This window comes from Candidatus Acididesulfobacter guangdongensis, assembly GCA_004195045.1.
GTDB classification, from domain to species: domain Bacteria; phylum SZUA-79; class SZUA-79; order Acidulodesulfobacterales; family Acidulodesulfobacteraceae; genus Acididesulfobacter; species Acididesulfobacter guangdongensis.
Genome location: SGBC01000004.1, coordinates 68,741 through 91,198, shown reverse-complemented (window position 1 = coordinate 91,198; position 22,458 = coordinate 68,741). Strand labels below are relative to the sequence as shown.

At 31.6% G+C, this 22,458-nt stretch carries 22 protein-coding genes; 7 read left to right on the top strand and 15 right to left on the bottom strand.

Features of this window, described 5'->3' with window-relative positions:
* Window positions 1-41: 41 nt before the first annotated feature.
* The 9 genes from EVJ46_08970 to EVJ46_08930 form a co-directional block, all read right to left on the bottom strand.
* On the bottom strand, window positions 42-785 hold the full coding sequence (locus tag EVJ46_08970) for an ATP-binding cassette domain-containing protein (protein RZD15656.1): 744 nt from the start codon (window positions 783-785) through the stop codon (window positions 42-44).
* A 220-nt stretch (window positions 786-1,005) separates the two neighbouring features.
* Window positions 1,006-1,785 carry an ABC transporter permease gene (locus EVJ46_08965; GenBank protein RZD15655.1) on the bottom strand — a complete coding sequence of 260 codons (780 nt, stop codon included), beginning with the start codon at window positions 1,783-1,785 and terminating at the stop codon, window positions 1,006-1,008.
* A gap of 23 nt (window positions 1,786-1,808) precedes the next feature.
* A complete protein-coding gene (locus EVJ46_08960) occupies window positions 1,809-2,405 on the bottom strand; it encodes an HNH endonuclease (protein ID RZD15654.1) in 597 nt (198 codons plus the stop codon).
* A 137-nt stretch (window positions 2,406-2,542) separates the two neighbouring features.
* The gene (locus tag EVJ46_08955) at window positions 2,543-3,985 is read right to left on the bottom strand and encodes an L-seryl-tRNA(Sec) selenium transferase (GenBank protein RZD15653.1); all 1,443 of its coding nucleotides are present in this window, start codon (window positions 3,983-3,985) and stop codon (window positions 2,543-2,545) included.
* Between the two features lie 20 nt (window positions 3,986-4,005).
* Entirely contained in the window at window positions 4,006-4,770 is a 765-nt protein-coding gene (gene recO, locus EVJ46_08950) for a DNA repair protein RecO (GenBank protein RZD15652.1), read from the bottom strand.
* Window positions 4,771-4,925: 155 nt separating this feature from the next.
* Window positions 4,926-5,288, bottom strand: a complete 363-nt coding sequence (locus tag EVJ46_08945; protein RZD15651.1) for a hypothetical protein — start codon at window positions 5,286-5,288, stop codon at window positions 4,926-4,928.
* A gap of 288 nt (window positions 5,289-5,576) precedes the next feature.
* Entirely contained in the window at window positions 5,577-7,148 is a 1,572-nt protein-coding gene (locus tag EVJ46_08940) for a DUF1727 domain-containing protein (protein ID RZD15650.1), read from the bottom strand.
* A gap of 154 nt (window positions 7,149-7,302) precedes the next feature.
* Window positions 7,303-9,768 carry a 5-methyltetrahydrofolate--homocysteine methyltransferase gene (locus tag EVJ46_08935; protein ID RZD15649.1) on the bottom strand — a complete coding sequence of 822 codons (2,466 nt, stop codon included), beginning with the start codon at window positions 9,766-9,768 and terminating at the stop codon, window positions 7,303-7,305.
* Window positions 9,769-9,869: 101 nt separating this feature from the next.
* Window positions 9,870-10,790 carry a glutamate racemase gene (locus EVJ46_08930; GenBank protein ID RZD15648.1) on the bottom strand — a complete coding sequence of 307 codons (921 nt, stop codon included), beginning with the start codon at window positions 10,788-10,790 and terminating at the stop codon, window positions 9,870-9,872.
* 407 nt (window positions 10,791-11,197) lie between these two features.
* Here EVJ46_08930 and queF point away from each other — a divergent pair, with 407 nt between their 5' ends.
* Window positions 11,198-11,647, top strand: a complete 450-nt coding sequence (gene queF / locus EVJ46_08925) for an NADPH-dependent 7-cyano-7-deazaguanine reductase QueF (protein RZD15647.1) — start codon at window positions 11,198-11,200, stop codon at window positions 11,645-11,647.
* 36 nt (window positions 11,648-11,683) lie between these two features.
* Here queF and EVJ46_08920 read toward each other — a convergent pair whose 3' ends face one another.
* Window positions 11,684-12,100 carry a hypothetical protein gene (locus EVJ46_08920; protein RZD15646.1) on the bottom strand — a complete coding sequence of 139 codons (417 nt, stop codon included), beginning with the start codon at window positions 12,098-12,100 and terminating at the stop codon, window positions 11,684-11,686.
* Window positions 12,101-12,529: 429 nt separating this feature from the next.
* Here EVJ46_08920 and EVJ46_08915 point away from each other — a divergent pair, with 429 nt between their 5' ends.
* Window positions 12,530-13,312 carry a glutamine amidotransferase gene (locus tag EVJ46_08915; GenBank protein ID RZD15645.1) on the top strand — a complete coding sequence of 261 codons (783 nt, stop codon included), beginning with the start codon at window positions 12,530-12,532 and terminating at the stop codon, window positions 13,310-13,312.
* Between the two features lie 596 nt (window positions 13,313-13,908).
* On the opposite strand, the gene EVJ46_08910 is transcribed toward EVJ46_08915, so the two are convergent.
* Window positions 13,909-14,187 (bottom strand): PqqD family protein, encoded by a 279-nt coding sequence (locus tag EVJ46_08910; protein RZD15644.1) that lies wholly within the window; start codon window positions 14,185-14,187, stop codon window positions 13,909-13,911.
* A 113-nt stretch (window positions 14,188-14,300) separates the two neighbouring features.
* Window positions 14,301-15,350, bottom strand: a complete 1,050-nt coding sequence (locus tag EVJ46_08905) for a radical SAM protein (protein RZD15643.1) — start codon at window positions 15,348-15,350, stop codon at window positions 14,301-14,303.
* 167 nt (window positions 15,351-15,517) lie between these two features.
* On the opposite strand from EVJ46_08905, the gene EVJ46_08900 reads away from it, so the two are divergent.
* Window positions 15,518-16,078 carry a hypothetical protein gene (locus EVJ46_08900; protein RZD15642.1) on the top strand — a complete coding sequence of 187 codons (561 nt, stop codon included), beginning with the start codon at window positions 15,518-15,520 and terminating at the stop codon, window positions 16,076-16,078.
* A 209-nt stretch (window positions 16,079-16,287) separates the two neighbouring features.
* Here the strand turns inward: EVJ46_08900 and EVJ46_08895 are convergent, their stop codons facing one another.
* Genes EVJ46_08895 through EVJ46_08885 form a run of 3 tightly spaced genes read right to left on the bottom strand, consistent with a single transcriptional unit; the run spans window position 16,288 to window position 19,057 of the window.
* Window positions 16,288-17,322, bottom strand: a complete 1,035-nt coding sequence (locus tag EVJ46_08895) for a methyltransferase domain-containing protein (protein RZD15641.1) — start codon at window positions 17,320-17,322, stop codon at window positions 16,288-16,290.
* A 52-nt stretch (window positions 17,323-17,374) separates the two neighbouring features.
* Window positions 17,375-18,541 carry a pyridoxal phosphate-dependent aminotransferase family protein gene (locus EVJ46_08890; protein ID RZD15640.1) on the bottom strand — a complete coding sequence of 389 codons (1,167 nt, stop codon included), beginning with the start codon at window positions 18,539-18,541 and terminating at the stop codon, window positions 17,375-17,377.
* A gap of 30 nt (window positions 18,542-18,571) precedes the next feature.
* Entirely contained in the window at window positions 18,572-19,057 is a 486-nt protein-coding gene (locus EVJ46_08885; protein RZD15639.1) for a dTDP-4-dehydrorhamnose 3,5-epimerase, read from the bottom strand.
* A gap of 187 nt (window positions 19,058-19,244) precedes the next feature.
* On the opposite strand from EVJ46_08885, the gene EVJ46_08880 reads away from it, so the two are divergent.
* The 4 genes from EVJ46_08880 (at window position 19,245) to ruvX (ending at window position 22,435) form a co-directional block, all read left to right on the top strand.
* On the top strand, window positions 19,245-20,150 hold the full coding sequence (locus EVJ46_08880; GenBank protein RZD15638.1) for a J domain-containing protein: 906 nt from the start codon (window positions 19,245-19,247) through the stop codon (window positions 20,148-20,150).
* Between the two features lie 118 nt (window positions 20,151-20,268).
* Entirely contained in the window at window positions 20,269-20,649 is a 381-nt protein-coding gene (locus EVJ46_08875; GenBank protein ID RZD15637.1) for a hypothetical protein, read from the top strand.
* Between the two features lie 296 nt (window positions 20,650-20,945).
* A complete protein-coding gene (gene bioB / locus EVJ46_08870; protein ID RZD15636.1) occupies window positions 20,946-21,977 on the top strand; it encodes a biotin synthase BioB in 1,032 nt (343 codons plus the stop codon).
* Window positions 21,977-22,435: a Holliday junction resolvase RuvX gene (gene ruvX, locus EVJ46_08865; GenBank protein ID RZD15635.1), complete on the top strand. Its 459-nt coding sequence runs from the start codon at window positions 21,977-21,979 to the stop codon at window positions 22,433-22,435. The genes bioB and ruvX overlap by 1 nt, the downstream gene beginning before the upstream one ends.
* Window positions 22,436-22,458: the final 23 nt, after the last annotated feature.

The following is a 22,458-nucleotide window of genomic DNA, read 5'->3' as shown; positions in this document are numbered from 1 at the left end:
TAAAATAATATGCTGCATATAAGAACATATAACGATGCAAATCATATAACTATCGGACCATTCATGCTTCCTGTTACAAATTGTCTTACAACCGGATTATCCGATGTCTTAAATTTTTCGGCATCACCTTTTTCAATTATAGCACCTTCATATAACATTGCAATAGTATCAGCTGTTTTATAAGCTCCTTCGATATCATGACTTATAATAATGCCTGTATATTTAAAGTGTTTCTGCGTTGAAATTATGAGATTATTTATTACATCCGACATTATAGGGTCAAGTCCGGTAGTAGGTTCGTCAAAAAGAACTGTTTCGGGCTCTAATATCATGGCTCTTGCGACTGCCACCCTTTTTCTCATACCGCCGGACAATTCTGCCGGCATTTTTGATTCAATCCCGCTTAAACCGACATCATTTAAACCGGACATCACTTTTTTTATAATATCTCCTTCGGATAATTTCAGATGCTGCCTTAAAGGAAATGCTACATTTTCAAAAATATTAATTGAATCAAACAATGCTCCGTCCTGAAATACCATTCCAAATTTTTTTCTTAATTCATTCAGCTCTTTCTTATTTATGGTATTTAGATCAATATCGTTGAATAGAACTCTGCCTGAATCAGGTCTTAAGAGCCCTACTATATGCTTCAGCATAACACTTTTGCCTTCCCCGCTTCTGCCTATTACAACGGTAATTTTCTTATCTTCAAAACTTATATTGAGATTATTCAGAACCTTAACGTTTTTAAAAGATTTATTTATATTCTCAAGAATTATCATTTACATAAATCCAAAATACAATAGAATTCCGACATTAATTCATTTATTAATTTAATTTAGTTTAGTTTAGTTTTAACTTAACTTTATTTTATTTTACTTAATTTAAGTTAATTTAATTTAATTTAATTTAATGAATTATATAAATCATATAAATAATTTTATAATATATATCGTATAATAAATATCATATATAATTGAGGTCTATAATCTAAAAACAATATTAAAATAATATTGAAGTCAGTATGTAATCAGCAAAAAGAATATAAATTGAACTCAGTACAACCGCCTGCGTCGTCACTCTCCCTACGCCTTTAGAACCCCCGGATGCTTCAAAACCTTTGAAAGTACTTATAGTAGCAAGTATAATTCCAAAAAAAACTGCCTTTATTAAACCGTTATAAATATCGCTGAGATTAATATATTTGTATATCATATCGACAAATACCGTGCCGTTTAATCCAAGAAAAAATTTATAAACTACGTATCCTCCAAATATTCCTATAAGCGAGGTTACGATAGACATTATAGGAAGCATTATCATAGAAGCGATGATCCTCGGAACTGAAAGAAAATAAAAAGGGTCTACCGCCATTACCTCAAGGGCATCTACCTGTTCCGAAATTTTCATAGTGCCTATTTCCGAAGCCATGGATGACCCGCATCTGGCCGTAATCATTAATGCGGTTAAGACAGGTCCTAACTCTCTGGTCATTGCAAGGGCAATAGTGGGACCAATCATGTAAGTTACGCCCACAATCCTAGCTGCGTAATATGACTGAAGAGCTAAAACCATGCCCGTAAAAAGACCCGTCAATCCGACAATATAAAATGAACCTATTCCTATAAAAGACATCTGGTCAAAAAGGTTGTCGAGATTCACGGAATACCGGAGAATAGACAGAGTGCAGTTCCACAAATATATAATTAGAGAACCTAATTCATTTATTATATATAAAACAAACAGTCCTATTCTTTCAAAATAACGCAATATAAAATCCATATGTTTTTATATATTTTTATAATTTACTCTTCAAGTTCTACGTGCCAGTAGGCGCTATCAACAATATTAAGAAACGGCATCCATTCTTTATATAATATATTTGTCAAAGATATATGATAATAAGGAGACCATTCCGGTTTTCTAGGCTTCCGTATTAAATTCATTCCCGCTTCTTCCGGCGTTCTGCCGCCCTTAATTCTATTGCATTTAATGCAGCTGCATACGACATTTTCCCATGAAGATATTCCGCCGTACGTTCTGGGAATTACATGGTCTAAATTTAAATCGTTTTTTTTAAATTCTTTTCCGCAGTACTGGCATTTATTTTTATCCCTGAAAAATATATTTGCTCTCGAAAATTTAATATATCTTTTAGGTACTTTATCATACCCTGTAAGAAGAATTACCCTCGGCACTCTAATGAACCTATCCACGAGACCTACTGATTGAGCGCCGTCTGTAACAGAAATATCTTTCCATGAATCAAAAGTGAATGTGCGGTAATTTTCATCAACAGCCTTAGCAGCTCCTTGATATAAAAGTATAAAAGCCCTCTTAAGAGAAGTTACGTGAACCGGCAAAAAGGATTTATTTAGAACTAATACACTGGAAGATAGCATAAGCAAACCCGCATATTATATTATAAATTAAAAGCGATGATATTATTATAATACCACAATATTAAATTATTTTATATATATAATATTAATATATAAGTAAGCGTCGTTCAAATATGTCTTTTTATTTTTCTATTTAATTAATTTGACATCTGAGAAACTTTTATGAAATTTCCGATTATATCGTTTATATCGTCATCTAAAACAGTCCTTAAATCGATCAGGAATTTACCGTCTTTGATTTTACCGACAACAGGTATTTGTAAACCTCTGAATATTTCGCTTAATTTTTCCGCCGCAAAAAATTTATGAGTAACGGACAGGCAATATGTTTTCATTTCGTAATCAGGCATTGCTCCGCCTCCTACAATACTGAAATCTTCTATAATGTTAAAAGTATACATGATTTTATAGGTGCTTTCAAGCTTTTTAACCTTATTTAAAAGTTTTAACCCTCTTTTTTTTATTTCTAAAATATTTTGTGAAAGCAGGCGGAGGGTCGGAATGTTCTTGATAGCGTTATTTATATCTAAATATTCAAACAAGACTGCTTCAAGCGCCGCCAGAGTCATTTTGTCAATCCTGAAAGCCCTGTTTAACGGGTTTTTTGCAATTAAATCAACATACTCTTTTTTGCCTGCAATAATACCTGCCTGCGGTCCGCCAAGAAGTTTGTCTCCGCTGAATGTTACTATATCAATCCCTGCGTTAATAACTTCCTGAGCGGTAGGCTCTTTTGGAAGACCGAATTTTTCAAATTTGATAAAACTTCCTGAACCGAGATCTTCCATAACAGGAATATTGTATTTTTCTCCTGTTTCTACAAGCTCTTTAGAATTTACCTCGTGAACAAATCCCGTCATTTTAAAATTGCTGTGATGAACTTTAAGCAGCAGCGCCGTATTTTCGTTTATTTCTGATTCGTAATCATTAATTTTAGTTTTATTTGTAGTTCCGACTTCGATAAGCTGCGCTCCTGACGCTTTCATTATATCCGGAATTCTAAACGAACCGCCTATTTCAACAAGCTCGCCTCTCGAAACTATAACTTCTTTTTTGATTCCTGCGGCAAAAGTATTTAACGCCATAAACACGGCAGCAGCATTATTATTAACTACAATAGCCGCTTCACAGTTTAAAATTCTGTTAAGCAATGTTTCCACATGGGAATATCTTTTACCCCTCATTCCTTCTTCAAGATTGAATTCAAGATTTGAATATGAAGAAGATATTTTAAACACATTTTCAACTGCCGCTTTCGGCAAGATAGACCTGCCAAGATTGGTATGAACAACTACGCCCGTTCCGTTAATAACCCTTTTAAGACTGAATGAAAAGTTATTAAAATAATCATTCAGCAAAAATGCGAAGCGCTCTATTTTAAAAATATTGTCTTCAAGTACTGCATCATCTTTAAAATTTATTTTTATTTTTATTTTCTCTTTTTCTTCTGACAATATTTCTTCTAATTTATCTTTTACGGCATTATAAGAATATTTGTCTATTAATTTTTTGACACCTTCATCCTGCAAAATTAATTGAATTTTCGGAAATTTTCTTAAATATTTGTTTAAGCTATCCATAATTTATAAACTAATTTAAATTAATATTTTTTATTAAGATTGAAAGATTTAAATGAATTTCCTGCATAAGAGGATAAAATATTTTCTAAAAAGTTAATGCAGTCTCTCAGGACATAGTCTTTGGCATTTAATTTTGAAATTATCGAAGTACTGGAATTTGCCATGAGATTAATAATTTTTACGGCGCTTACAGGCAAATTTATTGTTTTTACCGTTTTGGCGCAATTGCCGCAGACTGCTCCGCCTTTTGCTATGCTGAAAGTAAAATAATTATCTGCATTTTTCTGCGAACATAATGTGCATGTCGTAAAATTGGGAAATATGCCGATATACTTTAAAAAATTAGAAATAAAATAAAGCTCATGCTTTAAGATGATATCTTCCGTGCAATCGTTTCCGACCGCGTCATTCAAACTAATATATACGTCCCTTAGCAAATTAAAAATCATTATATTTTTGTCTTTTTCAGGAACAAGCGCTTTTGTAATTTCCAGAAGTTTTGATATAGACATGTAGGCATTTATATTTTTTCTGATATTTTTATATTCTTCGACAGAATCTACTTCATAAAGTATTGCCAGCGACATTCCCGCTTTTTCATAAAATTTTATACTTGTCAGCATAGCGGGTTCAAGTTTTCCAAGAAACCTCTTTTTGCTTTTTCTTGCATTATTGGCAAAACAGACGATTTTTCCATAATCTTCGGTAACATAGACTATTAATAAGTCTGCTTCATTCATTTTTTTTATGGAAACAATAAAAGATTTTGACGATAACACGTTCATTAAAATTATCTTCCGAATTGTAAATATTTAAATTAAATTATTTTTTAAATAAATATGATTATACAACCTATTCTATACAAGTATCATTTATTTTTATTTTATATTTTTTTTATTGCTTTAGTGTCTGCAACTCTTTTATTATTTTATTATTTATTTTACCTGCCTGAAAAAAAAACAACGCATATCCCCGTAATAATAACAAAAACCCCAAGCCATCTTCTGATTCCAACTTTTTCTTTCAAAAAAAATTTTGAAAGCAACAGCACAAAAATATAACCGCTTGATAAGAGCGGGTATGCAATAGACAGCGGAAGTTTGGATAATGCCAGAAGATAAAATAATGTGGCGAAAAAAAGGATGACCAGCGCACTGAAAATAAAGGGATTAAAAAATATAAGGACAGATTTAAAACCTATTTTTAAATGTTCCTCTTTTACTTTACCCGAGCCTATTTTTTGCAAAAGCTGGCCAAACGATGAAAAGATAACGGCAAAAATCATATAATAGTATGGATTCATGATATTTATATATAGCCTTAAATTATTATTACCGTTAAAAATTTAAAGAACACACTAAGGATATTCTATAGTAAAGACGTTTAACAAAATACGACGTTAAAAAAGCGATAGCGCAGCAACATTTAAAATTATTGCGCAGCAAAAATGTTAAACAAATACAGGCTGCACATATAATCAAAGCGAATTATAACCAAAGCGGCTTATAACGAAAAGTTTATCACTAAAATTAAAAATGGGCAACGAAAAATTACATTATTCGGCGACAGTATCGTTATAACGGCAATTTAATTATACAATAATTTTTTCTAAATTTGAAAGTTCTGTATAAGTTGAAAATATATAGAGTTTATTTAATTTTTTTTTATTATTGCTGTAATTACAGCAGTTATAGCTGCCGTCTACGGCATTGCCGTAATTATATCTGTCATTTATAATTCCGTTAAACGCTTTTTTAACATTATGATTTACTTTTATTTTCTTTATATCTATTCCGGCAGTTTTAAGCCTTATAGCCATATCGTACGGTCTAAGCCCCGTAATTGCAATATTATTAAATTTATTAATATATTTTTCAAAATTTACGTCCCAAATCCATGAAATATCCCTGCCGTCCGCATCTCTGTCGGAAAAAGCAAATAAAGCATTAATGCAATCATCTTTTTCAAATATCTTTTCTAATACATTGTTGAATCCTGATGGATTTTTTACTAAATCTATGCTGCACTCTATTCCTTGAACTATTTTCTTAAAAGACCTGCCAAATTTTGTGGAATAATTTTCAAATGTTTTTTTTATTATCTCGTCGTCTATGCAATAAAATTTTAGCACCAGAAAGGCTGCCATATAGTTTAATATGTTATAATAACCCTGTATTGAAGGCTTAAAATAGAATCCTTTGCTTTTTACCTTAGAATTAAATTCTTCCATATTTTTAAAATTAAAAGTTATATAATCATCGCCGGACGATTCTGCCTCTACATCAGCAGCAGCGTTTTTATATCCGCAATAATTACAGCAATAATTTATCATAGTATAATGAACGTTAAAATAAGCGGACAATATATTTCCGCATTGAGGGCAGGAGATTGCATCGGTTAAAGCGATATTGCTATTTTCTTTTTCGCGTTTACATAAGTTATGGTCATCTAAATCGCTACCTAAAGCATTTAATGTATTTAATTTGTCATTATTGCTTTTACCGTTGTTATTGTCATTATTATTGTTGTTGTAATCATTATTAAATTCTTTTTTCTCTGATTTAACGTTAAAATAAAACTTTTTATTTTTAGTATTAAATCCCACAAAAGACGCGAGAGGTTCATTGGAAGGCAAAATTAAAACAGGATAAGTTTTTAAAGACTGTATTGATTTTTTAATACTGAGCATTGTAGTATTTACTTCTCCGTATCTGTCTAACTGGTCTCTATAAAAATTAGTAATTACTACAAGATCCGGATTTATTTTTGAAATAATATATGGAAAAACCTTCTCGTCTGTTTCAATTACCATAATATCCGCATTAAATTTGCCATTAAATGAATATCGCTCAATAATAGACCCGAAAATGCCGTTTGTCATATTTGCTCCGTTGATGTTTGAACAAACTTTCATACCGGCTTTATTTAAACCTGAAGCTATTAAATTGGCGGTTGTAGTTTTTCCGTTAGTTCCTGTGACAAATATTACCGGAATATTTATAGCATTTATATCTCTTGCAAAATTATCAATTAAATTTTTATCTAATTTTTTTAGCAAATAAATCGGTAATACATCCCCGTTTCTTTTGAAAACTGCAACTAAAATCAGTTTAAAAAATTTATACAGAATGATTTCAATTTTATTTTTTATATTTAAATACATAATAATTTCAATAACTTAAGAATTACTCTAATATTTTAACAACTTACCTGCTGATTAAAAATTGTGCAATTTGATTAACCTTTCTATTTTGTTAGATATTCAGGTTTCAATAATCAAATTTCCTTTAAAAAATTTTACAGCCCTTGTGAAATTGTCATTTTTTATTTATTAATTGTTTAATTTTTTCAACAGCTTCCATAGCATTTTTTGCATAAATATCAGCATTTATAGACTTTGCATAATCTTCGTTTACTACGGCTCCGCCGACCATTGAAAAAACATTTATACCGTTTTTTTTCAATTCTTTTATAACATTTTCCATTTCACCGACGGTAGTCGTCATCAAAGCCGATAGCCCTACAAAATCGACTTTGTTTTTTATTGCCTCTTCAACTATTTTTTCGGTCTTTACATTTCTGCCAAGGTCGATAACCTCAAAACCGTTATTTTCTAAAAGCGTTGCGACAATATTTTTGCCGATATCGTGAACATCTCCTTCAACGGTCGCCATTAAAATTTTTACGGTTTCAGCATCGTTTATGTTTTTCGGCAAATCTCTCTTAATTCTGGCAAAAGCAATCTTCATAACCTCTGCGCTTTCCATAACCTGCGGCAAAAAATATATATTTTTATCAAAAAGCTTTCCAACTTCTTCAAGTGCAGGTATTAAATATTTATTGCCTATTTCTAAAGGTGCTATACCCTCGGACAGCAAATTTTCCACAATAGAAACAACGCCTTCTTTTTCTCCGTTTAAAACAGCGCTGTACAATTTTTCGCCCGGACTTAAGATATTGCTTTTATCATCTGCATTTTTAGATTTTTCTGACGTGTTTAAATTTTTTTCGTTATTATAACTGTTTGCTTTTTCCGAAAAATGATTTATATAAGCCTTTGCAAGATAATCTTTGGCTATTAAAACTTTTACCGCATAAAAACTGCCTGTTAGCAGTTCGTCTTCTGGATTTACTATAGCGGCGCTCAATCCTTCCGAAAAACACATCGTTAAAAAAGCTGCATTAATATGGGTTCTTTTCGGCAAACCGAAAGATATATTACTGACGCCCAGAACGGTAGGAAGATTCAGAATAGTTTTATTTTTTTTAATCGCGTCTAATGTTATCAGCGCCTTATCTTGTCCGGCGCTTATCGGAAGGGTTAAAAAATCGATCATAACATCATACGATTTAATGCCAAAATCCGTTAGTTTGTAATAAACTTTATACGCAGTTTTGATTCTCTCATCCGATGTTTCGGGAATGCCGCCGTCGTCTAAAGCAAGAACTATAACGGCAGCGCCGTATTTTTTAATAAGAGGCATTAATTTAGTTAACTTTTTTTCTTCGCCGCTTATAGAATTAATCAATGCTTTACCAGGATATAGCATGAGAGCCTCTTCTACGGCATCAGGATTGGAAGAATCTATAACTAAGGGGCTCTGCACAACATTAGAAGCAGCCAAGATTGCTTTTTTCATCAGTTCAATTTCGTCAGTACCGGGAACGCCGACATTAATATCAAGCATGGATGCGCCGTCATCGATTTGAATTTTAGCAGTTTTTCTAATATAATTAGTTTTGCCGTTTTTTAACTCTTCTATAAAATCTTTTTTTCCCGTAGGATTTATTCTTTCCCCTATCATGACAGGCGGATGATTAGAGCCTAATCCTATAACTGATGTTCTGGAAGTTACAAAAAGCCCCGGTTCTCTTTTTATACCTTTTTCGGGTAATCCGCCGCTGTTTATTATCTTTACTTCGTCCGACATAGCTCTGATAAACGAGCTATTGCTACCGCAGCAGGCTGATACAACCCTGACTCCTATTAATGCAAGTTCTTCTATTATTTTGGAAAAATCATCCGGCTTGCCTGGAAATATGGTTTTTCCGTTTATTAAAGAAGGTATGCCTGCATTAGGCTTAGAAATGAGAGGAATATCGGTAACGGCAGCCATTTTTTTTAAAATTTCATAAATATCTTCTGGTCCGACGGAACAATTTGCTCCGATAACATCGACACCCAGACTGTCGGCGGTAACGGCGAAAACTTCGGGGGTGGTGCCAAGAATAGTTCTGTATGTATTATCAAATGTCATCATCGCTATTACCGGTTTGTCGCTTAATTCTTTAACGGCTATTATTGCCGCTCTGACCTCCTGCAGATCTATCATAGTTTCAAGCTGAAATAAATCAACATCGGCATCGAGACCGGCTTTTATCTGTTCTTTATATAATTCAACGCTTTCCTTGAATGTTAATTCACCGACCGGATAAATAAATTTTCCGGTAGGAGCTAAAGACATAGCTATAAGACATTTGCCTTCGGAGGCTTTTTGCGCTGCTTTTACGGCATTATAATTAATTTCATATAATTTGTTTTCCAGACCGTATTCTGCGAGTTTTATTCTATTTGCCCCAAAAGTGTTTGCCACTAATATTTCGCTTCCAGCCTCCGCATAGCTTTTATGAACAGCTATAATATGCTCAATTTTATCGGTTATATTAAAACTTTCAGGCAATAAACCTTTAGGCAGAAGACCTTGAAGCTGTAAAACAGTGCCCAATGCGCCATCGGACATAATTAATCTTTTTTGCAATTCTTTTCTAAAATTTTTTATCATAGTTTTTGAACCTTTTTTAATGTATGCCTTTTTTCATTTATTTTTTTAATTTTTTCATGTAAATTATATTAAATATTAAATGTTATTATATAAAATGTTATTTAAAGAAAATCAATTACAACTTCGATATGCTCCGTTATATTGCTGCCGATAAAATTGCTTCCCAGCAATTTAAATTTTTCAGGATCGTCGCTGACATAATATTTTTCATAAGGTCTATCAGCCTTGCCATTTAACATTTTATTTCTAAGTAAAAAATTTTTTACTTCTATAGCGACTTCTTTTCCTGAATCAATAATTTCTGTGCTGTTATCCGCAATTTCTGAGATAATTTTTTTTAACATCGGATAATGGGTGCAACCAAGAACGATAGAAAACGGATTGCTTTCAATTACAGGCTGCAAATAATATTTTATTACATCGCGTGTAATATCGGAATTAATCCAACCTTCTTCTACAAGCGGGACTAATAAAGGACAGGCTTTTTCTATTATCTTAACATTTATGTTTGCGCCTTCGCCGTTATTATAATTATTTAATCTGTTTATTGCGTTGGAATAAGCCTTGCTCCCTATTGTTGCAGATGTTCCGATAACTGCTATAGTTGCCGTATCGGACAAATCGGCTGCTGCATCGCTTAAGATTTTTTTTTCAGTTGCAGTTCCTTTATTCTCACTGCGGCTTCTTTCAATTAATTTTTTATAAGCGCATCTGGCGCCCGGCTCTATCACGCCAAAAATAGGTATGCCGAATTCTTTTTTTAATTCATCAAGAGCTAAACTTGATACGGTATTGCAGGCAACGACAATAAGTTTTACATCATTTTTTAGTAAAAATTTTGTTATTTCTTTGGAATATCTTAAAATTGTTTCTTTCGATTTGTTTCCGTAAGGTACTCTTGCCGTATCACCGAAATATATAAGATTTTCATATCTAAGCAATTGCCGTATTTCTTTGAATACGGTCAGACCGCCCAATCCGGAATCAAAAATACCTATCGGTCGGCTATTATCAGTTGACATTATATATTTTACGTATTTATTTTATAATTATATTTATCTTTAGTTTAATATTTAATTTATTAAATAATTTAATAATTTTAAAACTGATTTTTTTATGCTATATTATTTATTACTGATTATTTGATTATTGATTATCTCGCAATATAATAATGATTTGTTTGTTTGTTTTTCTTTTTGTTTGATATATATCATATACATATCTTAAATGAAAAATTGCATATTATCAAACAAAAAAAACGAATTATATGCACGAGATATAATAATTACAATCAATAAATTATAATAAATAATTGATTATACGTCTGCTGCCTTACTTAGCTGATGCGTTAACACCCTGTTGTCTAATAAATAATGCCTGCCGGCTATTTTATTTTCCGGTCATTTTATTTTAAGGAGATTATAATATTATGTCTGATTTATATGAGCAGTACAATCACTATGACGATAACAAATACAAAGAAAAAAGATTTGATATTAAAACTGAAGCCGGTATAGACGTAAAAGTTTTAGAAACAATCCCTTTCGATTATCCTCAAAGCGGAACAGAAGTGAATATCGGAACAAAAGAATTTACTTCAGTCTGTCCCTGGAGCGGACTTCCTGATACGGCAGAACTTAATATAAAATATATTCCGAATGACAGTCTCGTTGAAATGAAGTCGTTAAAATATTATCTGCTGTCTTTTCGGAACATCGGAATACTTCAGGAGCATGCCGTAAACCGAATATTAAATGATTTGACTGACTTATTGAAACCTCAATATATGGAAATTGAAGCAAAATTTGAATCAAGGGGCGGACTTGATACAATAGTCAAAGTTAAATACAATAGCGTCAATCGCGGCACTCAGGTATAGAAATAAAAAATAAAAAAATGAAAGTCATTTTTATTTTTATAATTTAAAATATTGTATCAATTCTATCGTATTATCGTCAGGATCTTTAATAAATGCTAATTTCATACTTTTATCAAGCGAATAAAATGGTTCGCGCATAAATACGGCTCCTTTTTCTTTCATGGCGATAAAATCTCTGTCTATATTATCTGTCATAAAAGCAAAATGGGCAAAACTGCAATCGGCGCCATTTGTGTGCCCATAATTTACATTTTCTGTTTTTTCATTTTCAGCATCTGCTTCAAAAATAAGTTCTATTTCAAAATTTGATGCATCATCTTGTAAAAAAACCAGCGTTACTTTATGCGCTTCAATATATTTTTTTTCTTTAATATGCATATTTAATATATCGGTATAGAAGGCTAAAGATTTGTCTAAATTTACGGTTTTTATAGCGGTGTGTATCAGCTTCATAATAATTTTTCCTTTTTTAATTATTTTTATTTTATTATTTTATTTAAGTTATATCTGAAAGCAGGTGCGATATTTATATTTTATTTATATTTTTTATATTTATAACTTATAATGTATATTTAAGTTATATTATGCAATAAACAATTTAATCTATTTAAGCTAAAGCATCGAATTATGGTATAATCAATGCAATTTTAATTTAAAGCATTAAATTATGTTACAATAGACGCAATCTTAGTTTATTAATAAAATAAAATTAATTATAGCGCAACAGTCGGTACAATTTTATCACAATGTCATAACTTATTAAACAGATAAACAAACTAATAAAACAATATCAAAAAATAACGGGCAATTATTTAATGATGAATTAAACTAAATTCAGGCTTTGCTTTTTATCTAATTTCACTAAATTCTATCTACACAAAAATGAATAATAATTCGCTGAAGCTAAAATTGAAAGCCGTTGACCTTTATCCTGAGATTATGAATATATACGGGGATAGAGGAAATATTCTATATTTTAAGTACAGAGCCTCACTTTATGGAATAAACGTTGACATTAAATCGTCTACTATAGGCGAAAAAATAGACATAAACAAAACGGACATTATGTTTATCGGCGGAGGGCAGGATTCCGAACAGGCTTTGATTTATAAAGATTTAACAATTAACAAGAAAAATGAGCTTAAAGATGCTAAAGATGCAGGCAAAATAATGCTTTCAATTTGCGGTGGCTATCAGCTTCTGCTAAATTACTACAAAGCTGCAGATAATAAAATAATAGAAGGCATTTCTATTTTTAGCGGACATACAATAGCTGAACCGGAAAAACCCCGATTAACAGGAAATATAGCCTCTATTTTCGGCGATATTATAATTGTAGGATTTGAAAATCACGGGGGGAGAACGTACTTATCTGAATCGCAGCAGAGTTTCGGAAAAGTGTTGGCTGGATACGGCAACAACGGCGCAGATAAAAGCGAGGGGGCTGTCGCAAATAATTTCTACGGTACATATATGCATGGAAGTATTTTGCCGAAAAATTTTATTTTTTGCGATATGCTTATAGACACAGCCGTTAAAAATAAATATAAAATCGGGCTTGATGATATAACTGCAAAAAATAATATCAATATTGATAATAATTTTGAAATTAATGCAAGAAAAGATATAAAAGATTTACAAAAAATAATCGGCAAAACAATATAAAAGATAAGATAAGATAAGATAAGATAAGATAAGATAAGATAAGATAAGATAATATAAGTATTTTATATTTTAATATGCATAAAACTTCAACTAAACTATTGCTGCAATAATTACGCAATATTTCAAATCAATACAGTATAATCAATGAAAATTAAAAAAAATAAATAAAATAAGCGCCTTTTTCTTTTTATATTTTTTTAATATTTCAAGAATAAGGCGCTTAATTCTTATGTGCCAACTGCACATTTCACTTGCAGGATTTTCAAGAATAGCACGAATCGTTAATTCCATAGTTTTCCATCAAAGTTGAATAAAATTCTTCGGCATCCAGATTTTCCAAAATCGGCTTTTCGTAATTGGTTTTCATGTTTTTTCACCTCCTTAATTTTAACTGACGTTATTTTAAGAAAAATTATAAAAAAATTCATTAATCCCAAAAAAACATTTTTTTAGGAGTTTTAGCCCAACTTCACCACTTTTGTTATTCTAAAATTATATTACAACACATTAATATTATTACATTTTATTTTTTATTTTGTAGTCTTCACAGGCATTTTTATTGCCCCATAAATTATAGTACAATATGCTGCTGATAATCATGGTGAAGTTGGGCAAGAAATTATATTTTCATTTAGAAATTTTGTAATAATATCATTAAAATCTTCAGTTAAAACATCTAAGTCAACATCAAACATTTTTAAGATCTCATCTTTTATTTCATCGCTTGTGTATTCACCGCTGCAAAGGGACAAAATATTAAATGATACGGCATTTAATTTGTATATGCCGCCTGTCTGCGTATCAAATAGCATATACTTGTCCGTTCCGTCATTATGCAGAATATATTGAGGTAAAAGTTTATATTTAACATTCATAATCAGCGAACCATCCCTTAATTAATTGTACCGACTAACCGTATAACCGTATTTTTTTATAAAATCAGTTAAACCGGCATTAATGTACTCATTAACTGTATTGTTTTATAAAATCAGCTGAGCCAGCATTGAGGATCTTTTTCGTGTATATTTCCATGATAATAATAGCTTATCGCCTTGCATCCTCCGCATCTTTTAAAATGGGAACAATTAATATCCGAACATGCAGATTGCGTATGAGCGCCGCTATTATCCGAAATATTTTTCTTATTTCTCATATCCCATAAAATTTTTGAACCATACCATATTTTAAAGAGACCTTCTTCAATAATATTTCCCAGCGGCAAATATAGCCTTCTGCAGGGAAGCACGGTACCGTCATGCAGAATGCAGACCGAAGAAAGCCCTACCGGGCAAAATCCGCCTGCATTTTCATCTACCAGATTCCATAACGGTCTGGAAGTTATAAGTCTTGTCGCAGATTCTGCAAATATTACTTTAGATTTTTCATATATGTTTTTATAAATTCTTTCTAAATCATAAGGATTTATAAAAAATTCTTTTTTTTCTTCTTCATTCATTGTTGTCATTCTTTCAACAGTTAAGGCATTTACTTTAAGCTCTTTAGCTAAATACAGCATATCCTCGGCATAATCCATATTTTTTTTATGCACCGTAAACATGATAGAAGTTTTTAATCCTGCACCGACTAATTTTTTAACAGTTTCAACCGTTTTCAAAAACGTACCCTTTCCTCTTATGGATTCATGTATTTGAGCATTAGGTCCGTCTATAGATATTTGAATCTCCGTAATTTTTTTAAACCTTTTAATTTCTTTAATAATATTTTCGCCTATTAACGTACCGTTTGATAATATGGCAACATTTTGAAAATTTGGCGAATTTTCTATTAATTCAGCCACATAAAATAAAGATGAAGGACTCAGGAACGGTTCTCCTCCCGTCAATGAAACAAAACCGTTCATTTTCCATTTTGCCAAAGCATCATCAAGTTTGCGAAAAATAATATTTAAGTTATTTAAGTCGGGCTCTTTAAATAGATAATCATTCTGATAGCAATGAATACATCTTAGATTACAGCTGTCCATAAAATGCCACTGAATATAAAATTCATTTTTTTTATTATCGGCATAACTATCCATAATTAAAGTTTATCTCATAAAAAAAATAATTCAACCGTCTATAAAAAATATATTGATTTTTTTTTAAATAATGATATATATATAAATTGTATAATGAAAAAAGATGATTTTATATTTTTTTATTTAAACAAAATTTATTTAATTTTATTTTTTAAGGAGAGAGTAACATGAACAAAAAAACAAAGATAGGCTTGTCTATTCTTGGACTAGTATTCGGAGTATCTGCCGTTCTTTCCGGCTGCGCTCCAAAAGTGACTAAAACATCTTCAAGCGCCTTGCCGCCTGCAAAGAAACCGGCAGTAGCTATTCAGCAGCCGACACAACCTGTCGTTTCTCAAAAAGTCAACTCTTATTTAAGAAAGTATCCATGGCTTGCATCTTACAATATTGCCTCTAACGGCAATAACATTCATTTTGCGTTTAACAAATCCATTCTTACTCCGTTAGACAAAATGATTTTGAAAAAAGATGCGATATATTTAAAATATCATCGCGATACTGCCATTCAGATTCAGGGCAACTGCGATAGAAGAGGTTCAGAGAGTTATAACTTAGCGCTCGGTTGGAGAAGAGCAAATGCTGCTAAGGCTTATTTAGAAGACCTTGGCATAAGCGCAAACAGACTTAAAACAATTAGCTTTGGTAAAGAAAAACCAATATGCAGAGCTCATACGAGAGTTTGTTATGCTATAAACAGAAGAGACCATTTCGTACCTGCTTCAAAATAAATTATTTTAAAATAAAAAAAGAAGTAAATAATAATAAAATCCCCGATAACTTATATGCAGTTATAACGCATGTAAGCTATCGGGGATTTTTTTAACATCTATTCCAATAAAATGCAATAAAAGTTTAATCCCAAACCTTCAGGTCAAATTATCGTAATTAGCAGGTTTTATTTAACGTCTATTATAATAAAAGTTTTTACAATAAAAGTTTAATCTGCAAGTTTTGCTCTTATATAAGTTAAATAATAAGAGGCGTAAACATTATCCCCATCTGCAGTGTATGTATTTTCATAATCTTTCAGAACTTTTTTAAGGATTGAATATCGTGAAAAAATAGGCTCGCTTCTAATATTATCGGCATGATCGCCAATAGATGCAGGCTGATTATTTACGCTTGCGTTATTTTTACATAATTCTGTGTTTTTTATTTCAGGTTTAGTTTTATTTAAATCATCTTTTATAATAAAATTATTTGTAGAATTTTTAGCTCCTATAAGATTTATCCTCTTAAATAATTCAAAAGCTGTTTTCGCATATTCTTTATGTTCTACAATTTTAAATTCTTCTACGACAAAACCTTCGGAAATTAATAGCTCTTTAATATAACAGGCATCGGGGAATTTATGGAGGGCAACATTTTTCGCAGTATTGCCGCCCGAATATTTATATTTATCATAGCACAGATTAAGTTCTTTTAACGTACCTTCGGAAAGAAATGAGCAGATAAATAAATTTTCACTATCTAAGTTTAAACTGTTTTTAACTGATTTAATAAAATGTAAAGGTTTATTTAGCCAGTGCAAAACCATATTAGAAAAAACAACATTCATTATTTTATTCTTTACCGGCATTTCTTCACAATCAGCGCAACACAAATAAGCACCGCCAGTTTCATCGGCTTTAACTTTTGACTGCCCTCTTTTTAATGCTCCTAATGCTATGTCAACCCCCAGATAGATAAAATCAAAATTCTTTATATTGTTATTATTTATTTTGTTTTTAATATGCAAAAGTCCGTTGCACGTTCCGCAGCCTGCATCAAGAATGTTTAATCTATTTAACCAGCCGTCATTATTAATAAATACTGCACTATGCCGCGATATAAAAAAAGATAATATGTCGTCCGCAATCATTTCAAGGGTGATGCTATGATACGATATTGCATTATCATATTGATGAGAATTTGAAAAATTTTTTTTAACTTTGTTTTTATCTATTTTATTGATTTTATTTTTATTTATCATATATGCATATATGCAGCAGCTGCCACATTAATTAACTAATATTTAACAAAATTTAATGACCTATTTGTTTAATCAATCCTGTTAGATTATCTAAAACGTATTTGACATCGGCATCGCTAAGCCCAGCATTTACACTTAAACGCAACCTGGCGCTGCCTTTGGCAACAGTAGGATATTTAACCGCTTTTAGAAGTATACCTTTATTAATGAATGTCTTTTCTATTTCTGCAGCCTTTATTTCATCGCCTATCAATATGGGTATTATATGCGTATTTGAATTCAGAATATTTAATCCGCTATTTTTTAAAACAATCCTGATATTTTGAGACATCATCTGTAATTTAATAACTAATTCAGGTTTATTTTCAATAATATTTAACGCCTGCAGCGCGATACCTGCAGCAACAGGAGATATTGCCGTAGAAAAAATATACGGTCTGCTTTTATTTATTAAATAGTCAATAATTAAATTATCAGAAAGAACAAAAGCTCCCTCAGAAGCAAGAGCTTTACCAAGCGTACCGACCATAACATCCGGTTTCAGTTTTACGCCGTTGTCGCTGTAAAAATTGCAGCTGCCTCCGCCAAGCGACCCTATAGTTCCGGTAGCGTGGGCATCGTCAAGAATCGTAATTGCGTTATTATCTTTTGATACATTTATAATATCCGGCAGATCGGCAATATCGCCATCCATACTGAATACGCCTTCTGTTATAACGATTTTTATTTCATAGGAACTATATTTTTTTAATATTTTATCAAGATGCTCAGAATCATTATGCCTAAATCTTCTGAATTTTGCTTTTGAACACAATACGCCGTCAACAATTGACGCATGGGATAATTCATCAAACGCTATAAAGGTTTTACTGAGCGATATTCCCGATAAAGCGGAGATTACTCCCATATTTGCCTGATAGCCTGACGGGTAAAGAATACATCTTTCATATCCTCCTTTGAAGCTGCATAATTTGTTTTCCAAATCAATATGCGGCATAAAATAGCCGTACATTAAAGGAGACGACGCGCTAGACAGAGGATATGCAGAAATTATTTGTTTTGCAGCTCTTTTTATTTCCGCATTATAAGCCAATCCAAGATAATCATTGGACGATAAGTTAATAATCGCATTATTGTTTTTATTTTCATTGAGCTGTCTATAAAAACCTTTCAGCTTAATGTTTTCTATTTCATTTGAAATAAGTTCTCTAATAAGCATATATTAGGCATATGTTAAAAAATATTTTTATCAATCAAATTTAAAAATCGTTTCAGCATCATTCTCATATCTTATCTCATCGACAGGTTCCTGCTTTTTATATCCGGCATACAGCACATTAGCTGCGTTAATGACTATTCCGGCTGTTATGCCTATATTCTTGTAAGCATGGACTACTCCAGGCGGAACAATGACGGAGGCCGGTTTATCTTCTCCAAAAAATAAAACGGTTTTATTCATATATGTTTTTGAACTTTTCCTGTTATCCCATAAAATTATTTTGAAATTTGACGGTCCGATAAAACAAAAATAGTCTGTCTGCGTTTTATGTTCGTGAGGACCTCTTCTGACCCCCTGATTTGTCAATGAAACGTAAGCCATCTTAGGAAATATACTTTCATCAAGTTCATCTGTTCTGTAAAGTTCGGCAAGCCATCCTCTTTCATCTATATTTTTTGCAACAGGCAACACGGCTATACCGTCAATTTTTCCAATTTTAAAATTTAAATTTTCCAATTTTACGCTCCATATTTTATAATTCTTGTAATATTGTTAAATTGTATAAAAAAATAATATGAAAAGATTCAATTTAATTATCTGTAAAATAAATTATAATATAAACGATTAAAAAAAAGAATATTAAAGTTATATTTTTTAAATAAAATATTGAATAGATTTTAAAATTTTGGTATAAATATAATATATGGAAACAAAAGATTATTATAAAATTTTAGGCATAGACAAAAAAGCTTCTGCGGATGATATAAAAAAGGCATATAGGAAATTAGCCAGAAAATATCATCCCGATGTAAATCCCAACGATAAAACAGCTGAAAATAAATTTAAAGAACTTCAAGAAGCATACGATATCCTTAAAGATGAAAAAAAGCGGAAGGAATATGATGACCTTGGCAGCAATTACTTCAATTATAAAAATGGAGGCGGCGGGTCTGCATCTCAAGGACAAAATCAATATTATTACAGCGGCAATATGGGCGGAGGGCAGCAAAACTATAATTTTAATGCCGGAGGAGGAGAGTTTAATTTTGAAGATATTTTCTCAGATCTATTCAATAGGTCATCTAAACAAAGAGGTCCTCAAACCGGTCAGGATATTCAGGCTAAACTTAATATTTCCGTTCAAGAAAGCGTAAGCGGAATCGAAAAAATAATTGATTTTAATAACGAAAAAATAAAAGTAAAAATACCTGCCGGTATAGCCAACGGCGGAAAAATCAGAATCCAAGGCAAAGGTTCTGCTGGAATAAACGGGGGAAAAAACGGTGATTTATATATTGAAATCGGCGTTATGAGCGATAACGTTTTTGAAAGAAAGGGCAACGATATTTATGTAACTAAAAAAATAAAATTGACAGAAGCCGTTCTTGGAGCAAAGGTTGAAGTTCCGACTATTGACGGAAAGATAATGCTTACTGTGCCTCCCGGAACGCAAAATGGCGCTAAGTTCAGGATTCCTAAAAAAGGCGCTCCTGATATTAAAGGAAAAATTTACGGAGATGAAATAGTAAATATTCAGGTGGAATTGCCGTCTAATATATCTGATAACGCCAAAAAATATTTTAATGAATTAGCCAAAGAAGGTTATTAAGTTATTAAATAAAATTAGTTAAATTATTCAGAACAATAATTATATTTTCTCTATATCTTTTTATAGAATATAAGATAAATCATGGACGTATATTTTGACAAATAAGTCTGACTCTAAAATGAAAATACAAAAAAATTATTCATCAGACAGCTGTTCAAATGATATTTATAAATTTACAAGCTTGTCTAACATTTGTACTACATTTTGTTTGAGCAGGAGCGCTGTTTGCTTTTTTATTGATGAGGGCTTAATTTCTATAAACAAAGAAAACGATTATTTGTCTATGGATTTATCAAGCCTCAATAAACTTCAAACTATTTCTCATCTAAAAAACGACCTTGCTATTAATAATGAAGGTATATCCGTCATATTAACTATGAGAGAGAAAGTTATAACTTATCAGGATAAGCTTAAAATTATTGCAGATTCGCTGAAAAAATCAAATGATATTGAAGAAATGCTTGACAATTTGAAAAATTTCGGTTTTTTTGATTTTTAATTTGTGTGTTAAAAGCGGCAATTTCTTGCTAATCCGAATAATTTCATAAAATATTGCAAGTGACTTATTTGTTACGTTAGTTAGGTATACGGTTTTAAATAAAAAAATAAGATTGCATCACAAATACTATTATTTGTTGGGTTAGTTAATAAGTACCAGTTAATTAAGTTAGTTAATCAATCAAGTTATTTAATTAGCTATTTAGTTCATTAATTAATTTTAATAAATTAGTTGTTAATTTAATTAGTCAATAAATAGATTGAGAGGCTTGTCTTACTGTAAATTAGGTGAAAATCATGAATTTGAAAACTGATGACATTTTTAAAGTTTCAGAACAATCTTCCGCCAATAAAGGTTTAGCTGATACATTAAGAAATTATATCTCCGAAAATAAAGAAATTCCAGACGATATTCTTTTGTCTATTTATGATTGCAGCAAATCTGAGATGCTGGCTGTTTTCTCTATTGCGCTGGAACTTAAAGAAAAATGGACAGGCAACAAAATTAATTTTTGTTCAATCGTCAGCGCAAAAACGGGTTTATGCTCAGAAGACTGCGCTTTCTGCGGACAATCTTCAAAAATACCTAAAATTAATAAAAAAATAAATAAACTTCTTCCGGTAAAAGAATTAGTTAATGCTGCCAGAACCGCTAAAGAAAACGGAGCAAATGAATTTTCCATAGTCACAAGCGGAACGTCGGTAAGCGACAAAAAAGAACTTTCCATTATAGCCGAAGCTATTAAGACTATTAAAGATGATATAGGAATCACTGCATGCGCATCTTTGGGATTAATGGAAAAAGGCGACTTGGAATATTTAAAATTTCACGGATTGGAAATTTTTCATCACAACATTGAAACCAGTAAAGATTTCTTCGGCAATATCTGTACGACACACTCTTACAAAAATAATATTGAAACAATAAACAAAGCAAAAGATGCCAAACTTAAAGTATGCTCCGGCGTTATAATAGGTATGGGCGAATCTCGTCTTGACAGAATTAAAATGGCAAGACAGTTAAAGGAGCTTGATGTTGACAATATTCCTATTAATTTTTTAAATCCAATTAAAGGGACAGCGTTGGAAAATAATCGCGACTTAACACCTATGGAATGTCTCAAGACTATTTCTATCTTTCGCCTGATTAATCCGTCAAAGAACATACTTGCGCAAGGAGGCAGGGAATTAAATTTACGGCAATTACAGCCATTCGCCTTAATGGCTGGAGCTAACGGATTTCTTCTGGGAAATTACTTAGTAACTTCCGGAAGAAATACTGAATTAGATGTTGAGTTAATAAACGACCTTGGATTTGAAGCATCATAATGAATAAAAAAGCTATATGTATTGATTACGGACTTAAACGAATTGGCGTAGCTTTAAGCGATGATAGAGGCGCTGTCGCATTTCCGCGCAAGTTTATAATAAATGAAAACCTTGAAAAATCAGCCGCTGAACTAAAAGATATTATTGTTGCCGAAAATGTATCGGCAGTGGTTGTCGGAATGCCTGTCGGTCTCAGCGGACAGCAGTCATCGCTTTCTATTGAAACTGAAAAATTCATAAGTGAATTCAAAAAAACTATTGAAAACCTGCCAATCAAAGACATTCCTATAATTACTTACGATGAAAGATTTTCAACTGCCCAAGCAAGAAGAAGTTTAATAGACAAAGACGTGAATAGAAAAAAAAGAAAACAGGCTATTGATTCCATAGCTGCTTCATTTGTCCTTCAAGCATATTTGGACGGCATAAATAATGGTATAAATAATATAGATATTTGAATAATAAAAGTATATCCGAACAA

Bases quoted from the DNA above. Each gene is read 5' to 3' on its own strand.
- EVJ46_08970 (RZD15656.1), bottom strand. From the start codon at position 785: ATGATAATTCTTGAGAATATAAATAAATCTTTTAAAAACGTTAAGGTT.
- EVJ46_08965 (RZD15655.1), bottom strand. From the start codon at position 1,785: ATGGATTTTATATTGCGTTATTTTGAAAGAATAGGACTGTTTGTTTTA.
- EVJ46_08960 (RZD15654.1), bottom strand. From the start codon at position 2,405: ATGCTATCTTCCAGTGTATTAGTTCTAAATAAATCCTTTTTGCCGGTT.
- EVJ46_08955 (RZD15653.1), bottom strand. From the start codon at position 3,985: ATGGATAGCTTAAACAAATATTTAAGAAAATTTCCGAAAATTCAATTA.
- recO (RZD15652.1), bottom strand. From the start codon at position 4,770: ATGAACGTGTTATCGTCAAAATCTTTTATTGTTTCCATAAAAAAAATG.
- EVJ46_08945 (RZD15651.1), bottom strand. From the start codon at position 5,288: ATGAATCCATACTATTATATGATTTTTGCCGTTATCTTTTCATCGTTT.
- EVJ46_08940 (RZD15650.1), bottom strand. From the start codon at position 7,148: ATGTATTTAAATATAAAAAATAAAATTGAAATCATTCTGTATAAATTT.
- EVJ46_08935 (RZD15649.1), bottom strand. From the start codon at position 9,768: ATGATAAAAAATTTTAGAAAAGAATTGCAAAAAAGATTAATTATGTCC.
- EVJ46_08930 (RZD15648.1), bottom strand. From the start codon at position 10,790: ATGTCAACTGATAATAGCCGACCGATAGGTATTTTTGATTCCGGATTG.
- queF (RZD15647.1), top strand. From the start codon at position 11,198: ATGTCTGATTTATATGAGCAGTACAATCACTATGACGATAACAAATAC.
- EVJ46_08920 (RZD15646.1), bottom strand. From the start codon at position 12,100: ATGAAGCTGATACACACCGCTATAAAAACCGTAAATTTAGACAAATCT.
- EVJ46_08915 (RZD15645.1), top strand. From the start codon at position 12,530: ATGAATAATAATTCGCTGAAGCTAAAATTGAAAGCCGTTGACCTTTAT.
- EVJ46_08910 (RZD15644.1), bottom strand. From the start codon at position 14,187: ATGAATGTTAAATATAAACTTTTACCTCAATATATTCTGCATAATGAC.
- EVJ46_08905 (RZD15643.1), bottom strand. From the start codon at position 15,350: ATGGATAGTTATGCCGATAATAAAAAAAATGAATTTTATATTCAGTGG.
- EVJ46_08900 (RZD15642.1), top strand. From the start codon at position 15,518: ATGAACAAAAAAACAAAGATAGGCTTGTCTATTCTTGGACTAGTATTC.
- EVJ46_08895 (RZD15641.1), bottom strand. From the start codon at position 17,322: ATGATAAATAAAAATAAAATCAATAAAATAGATAAAAACAAAGTTAAA.
- EVJ46_08890 (RZD15640.1), bottom strand. From the start codon at position 18,541: ATGCTTATTAGAGAACTTATTTCAAATGAAATAGAAAACATTAAGCTG.
- EVJ46_08880 (RZD15638.1), top strand. From the start codon at position 19,245: ATGGAAACAAAAGATTATTATAAAATTTTAGGCATAGACAAAAAAGCT.
- EVJ46_08875 (RZD15637.1), top strand. From the start codon at position 20,269: ATGAAAATACAAAAAAATTATTCATCAGACAGCTGTTCAAATGATATT.
- bioB (RZD15636.1), top strand. From the start codon at position 20,946: ATGAATTTGAAAACTGATGACATTTTTAAAGTTTCAGAACAATCTTCC.
- ruvX (RZD15635.1), top strand. From the start codon at position 21,977: ATGAATAAAAAAGCTATATGTATTGATTACGGACTTAAACGAATTGGC.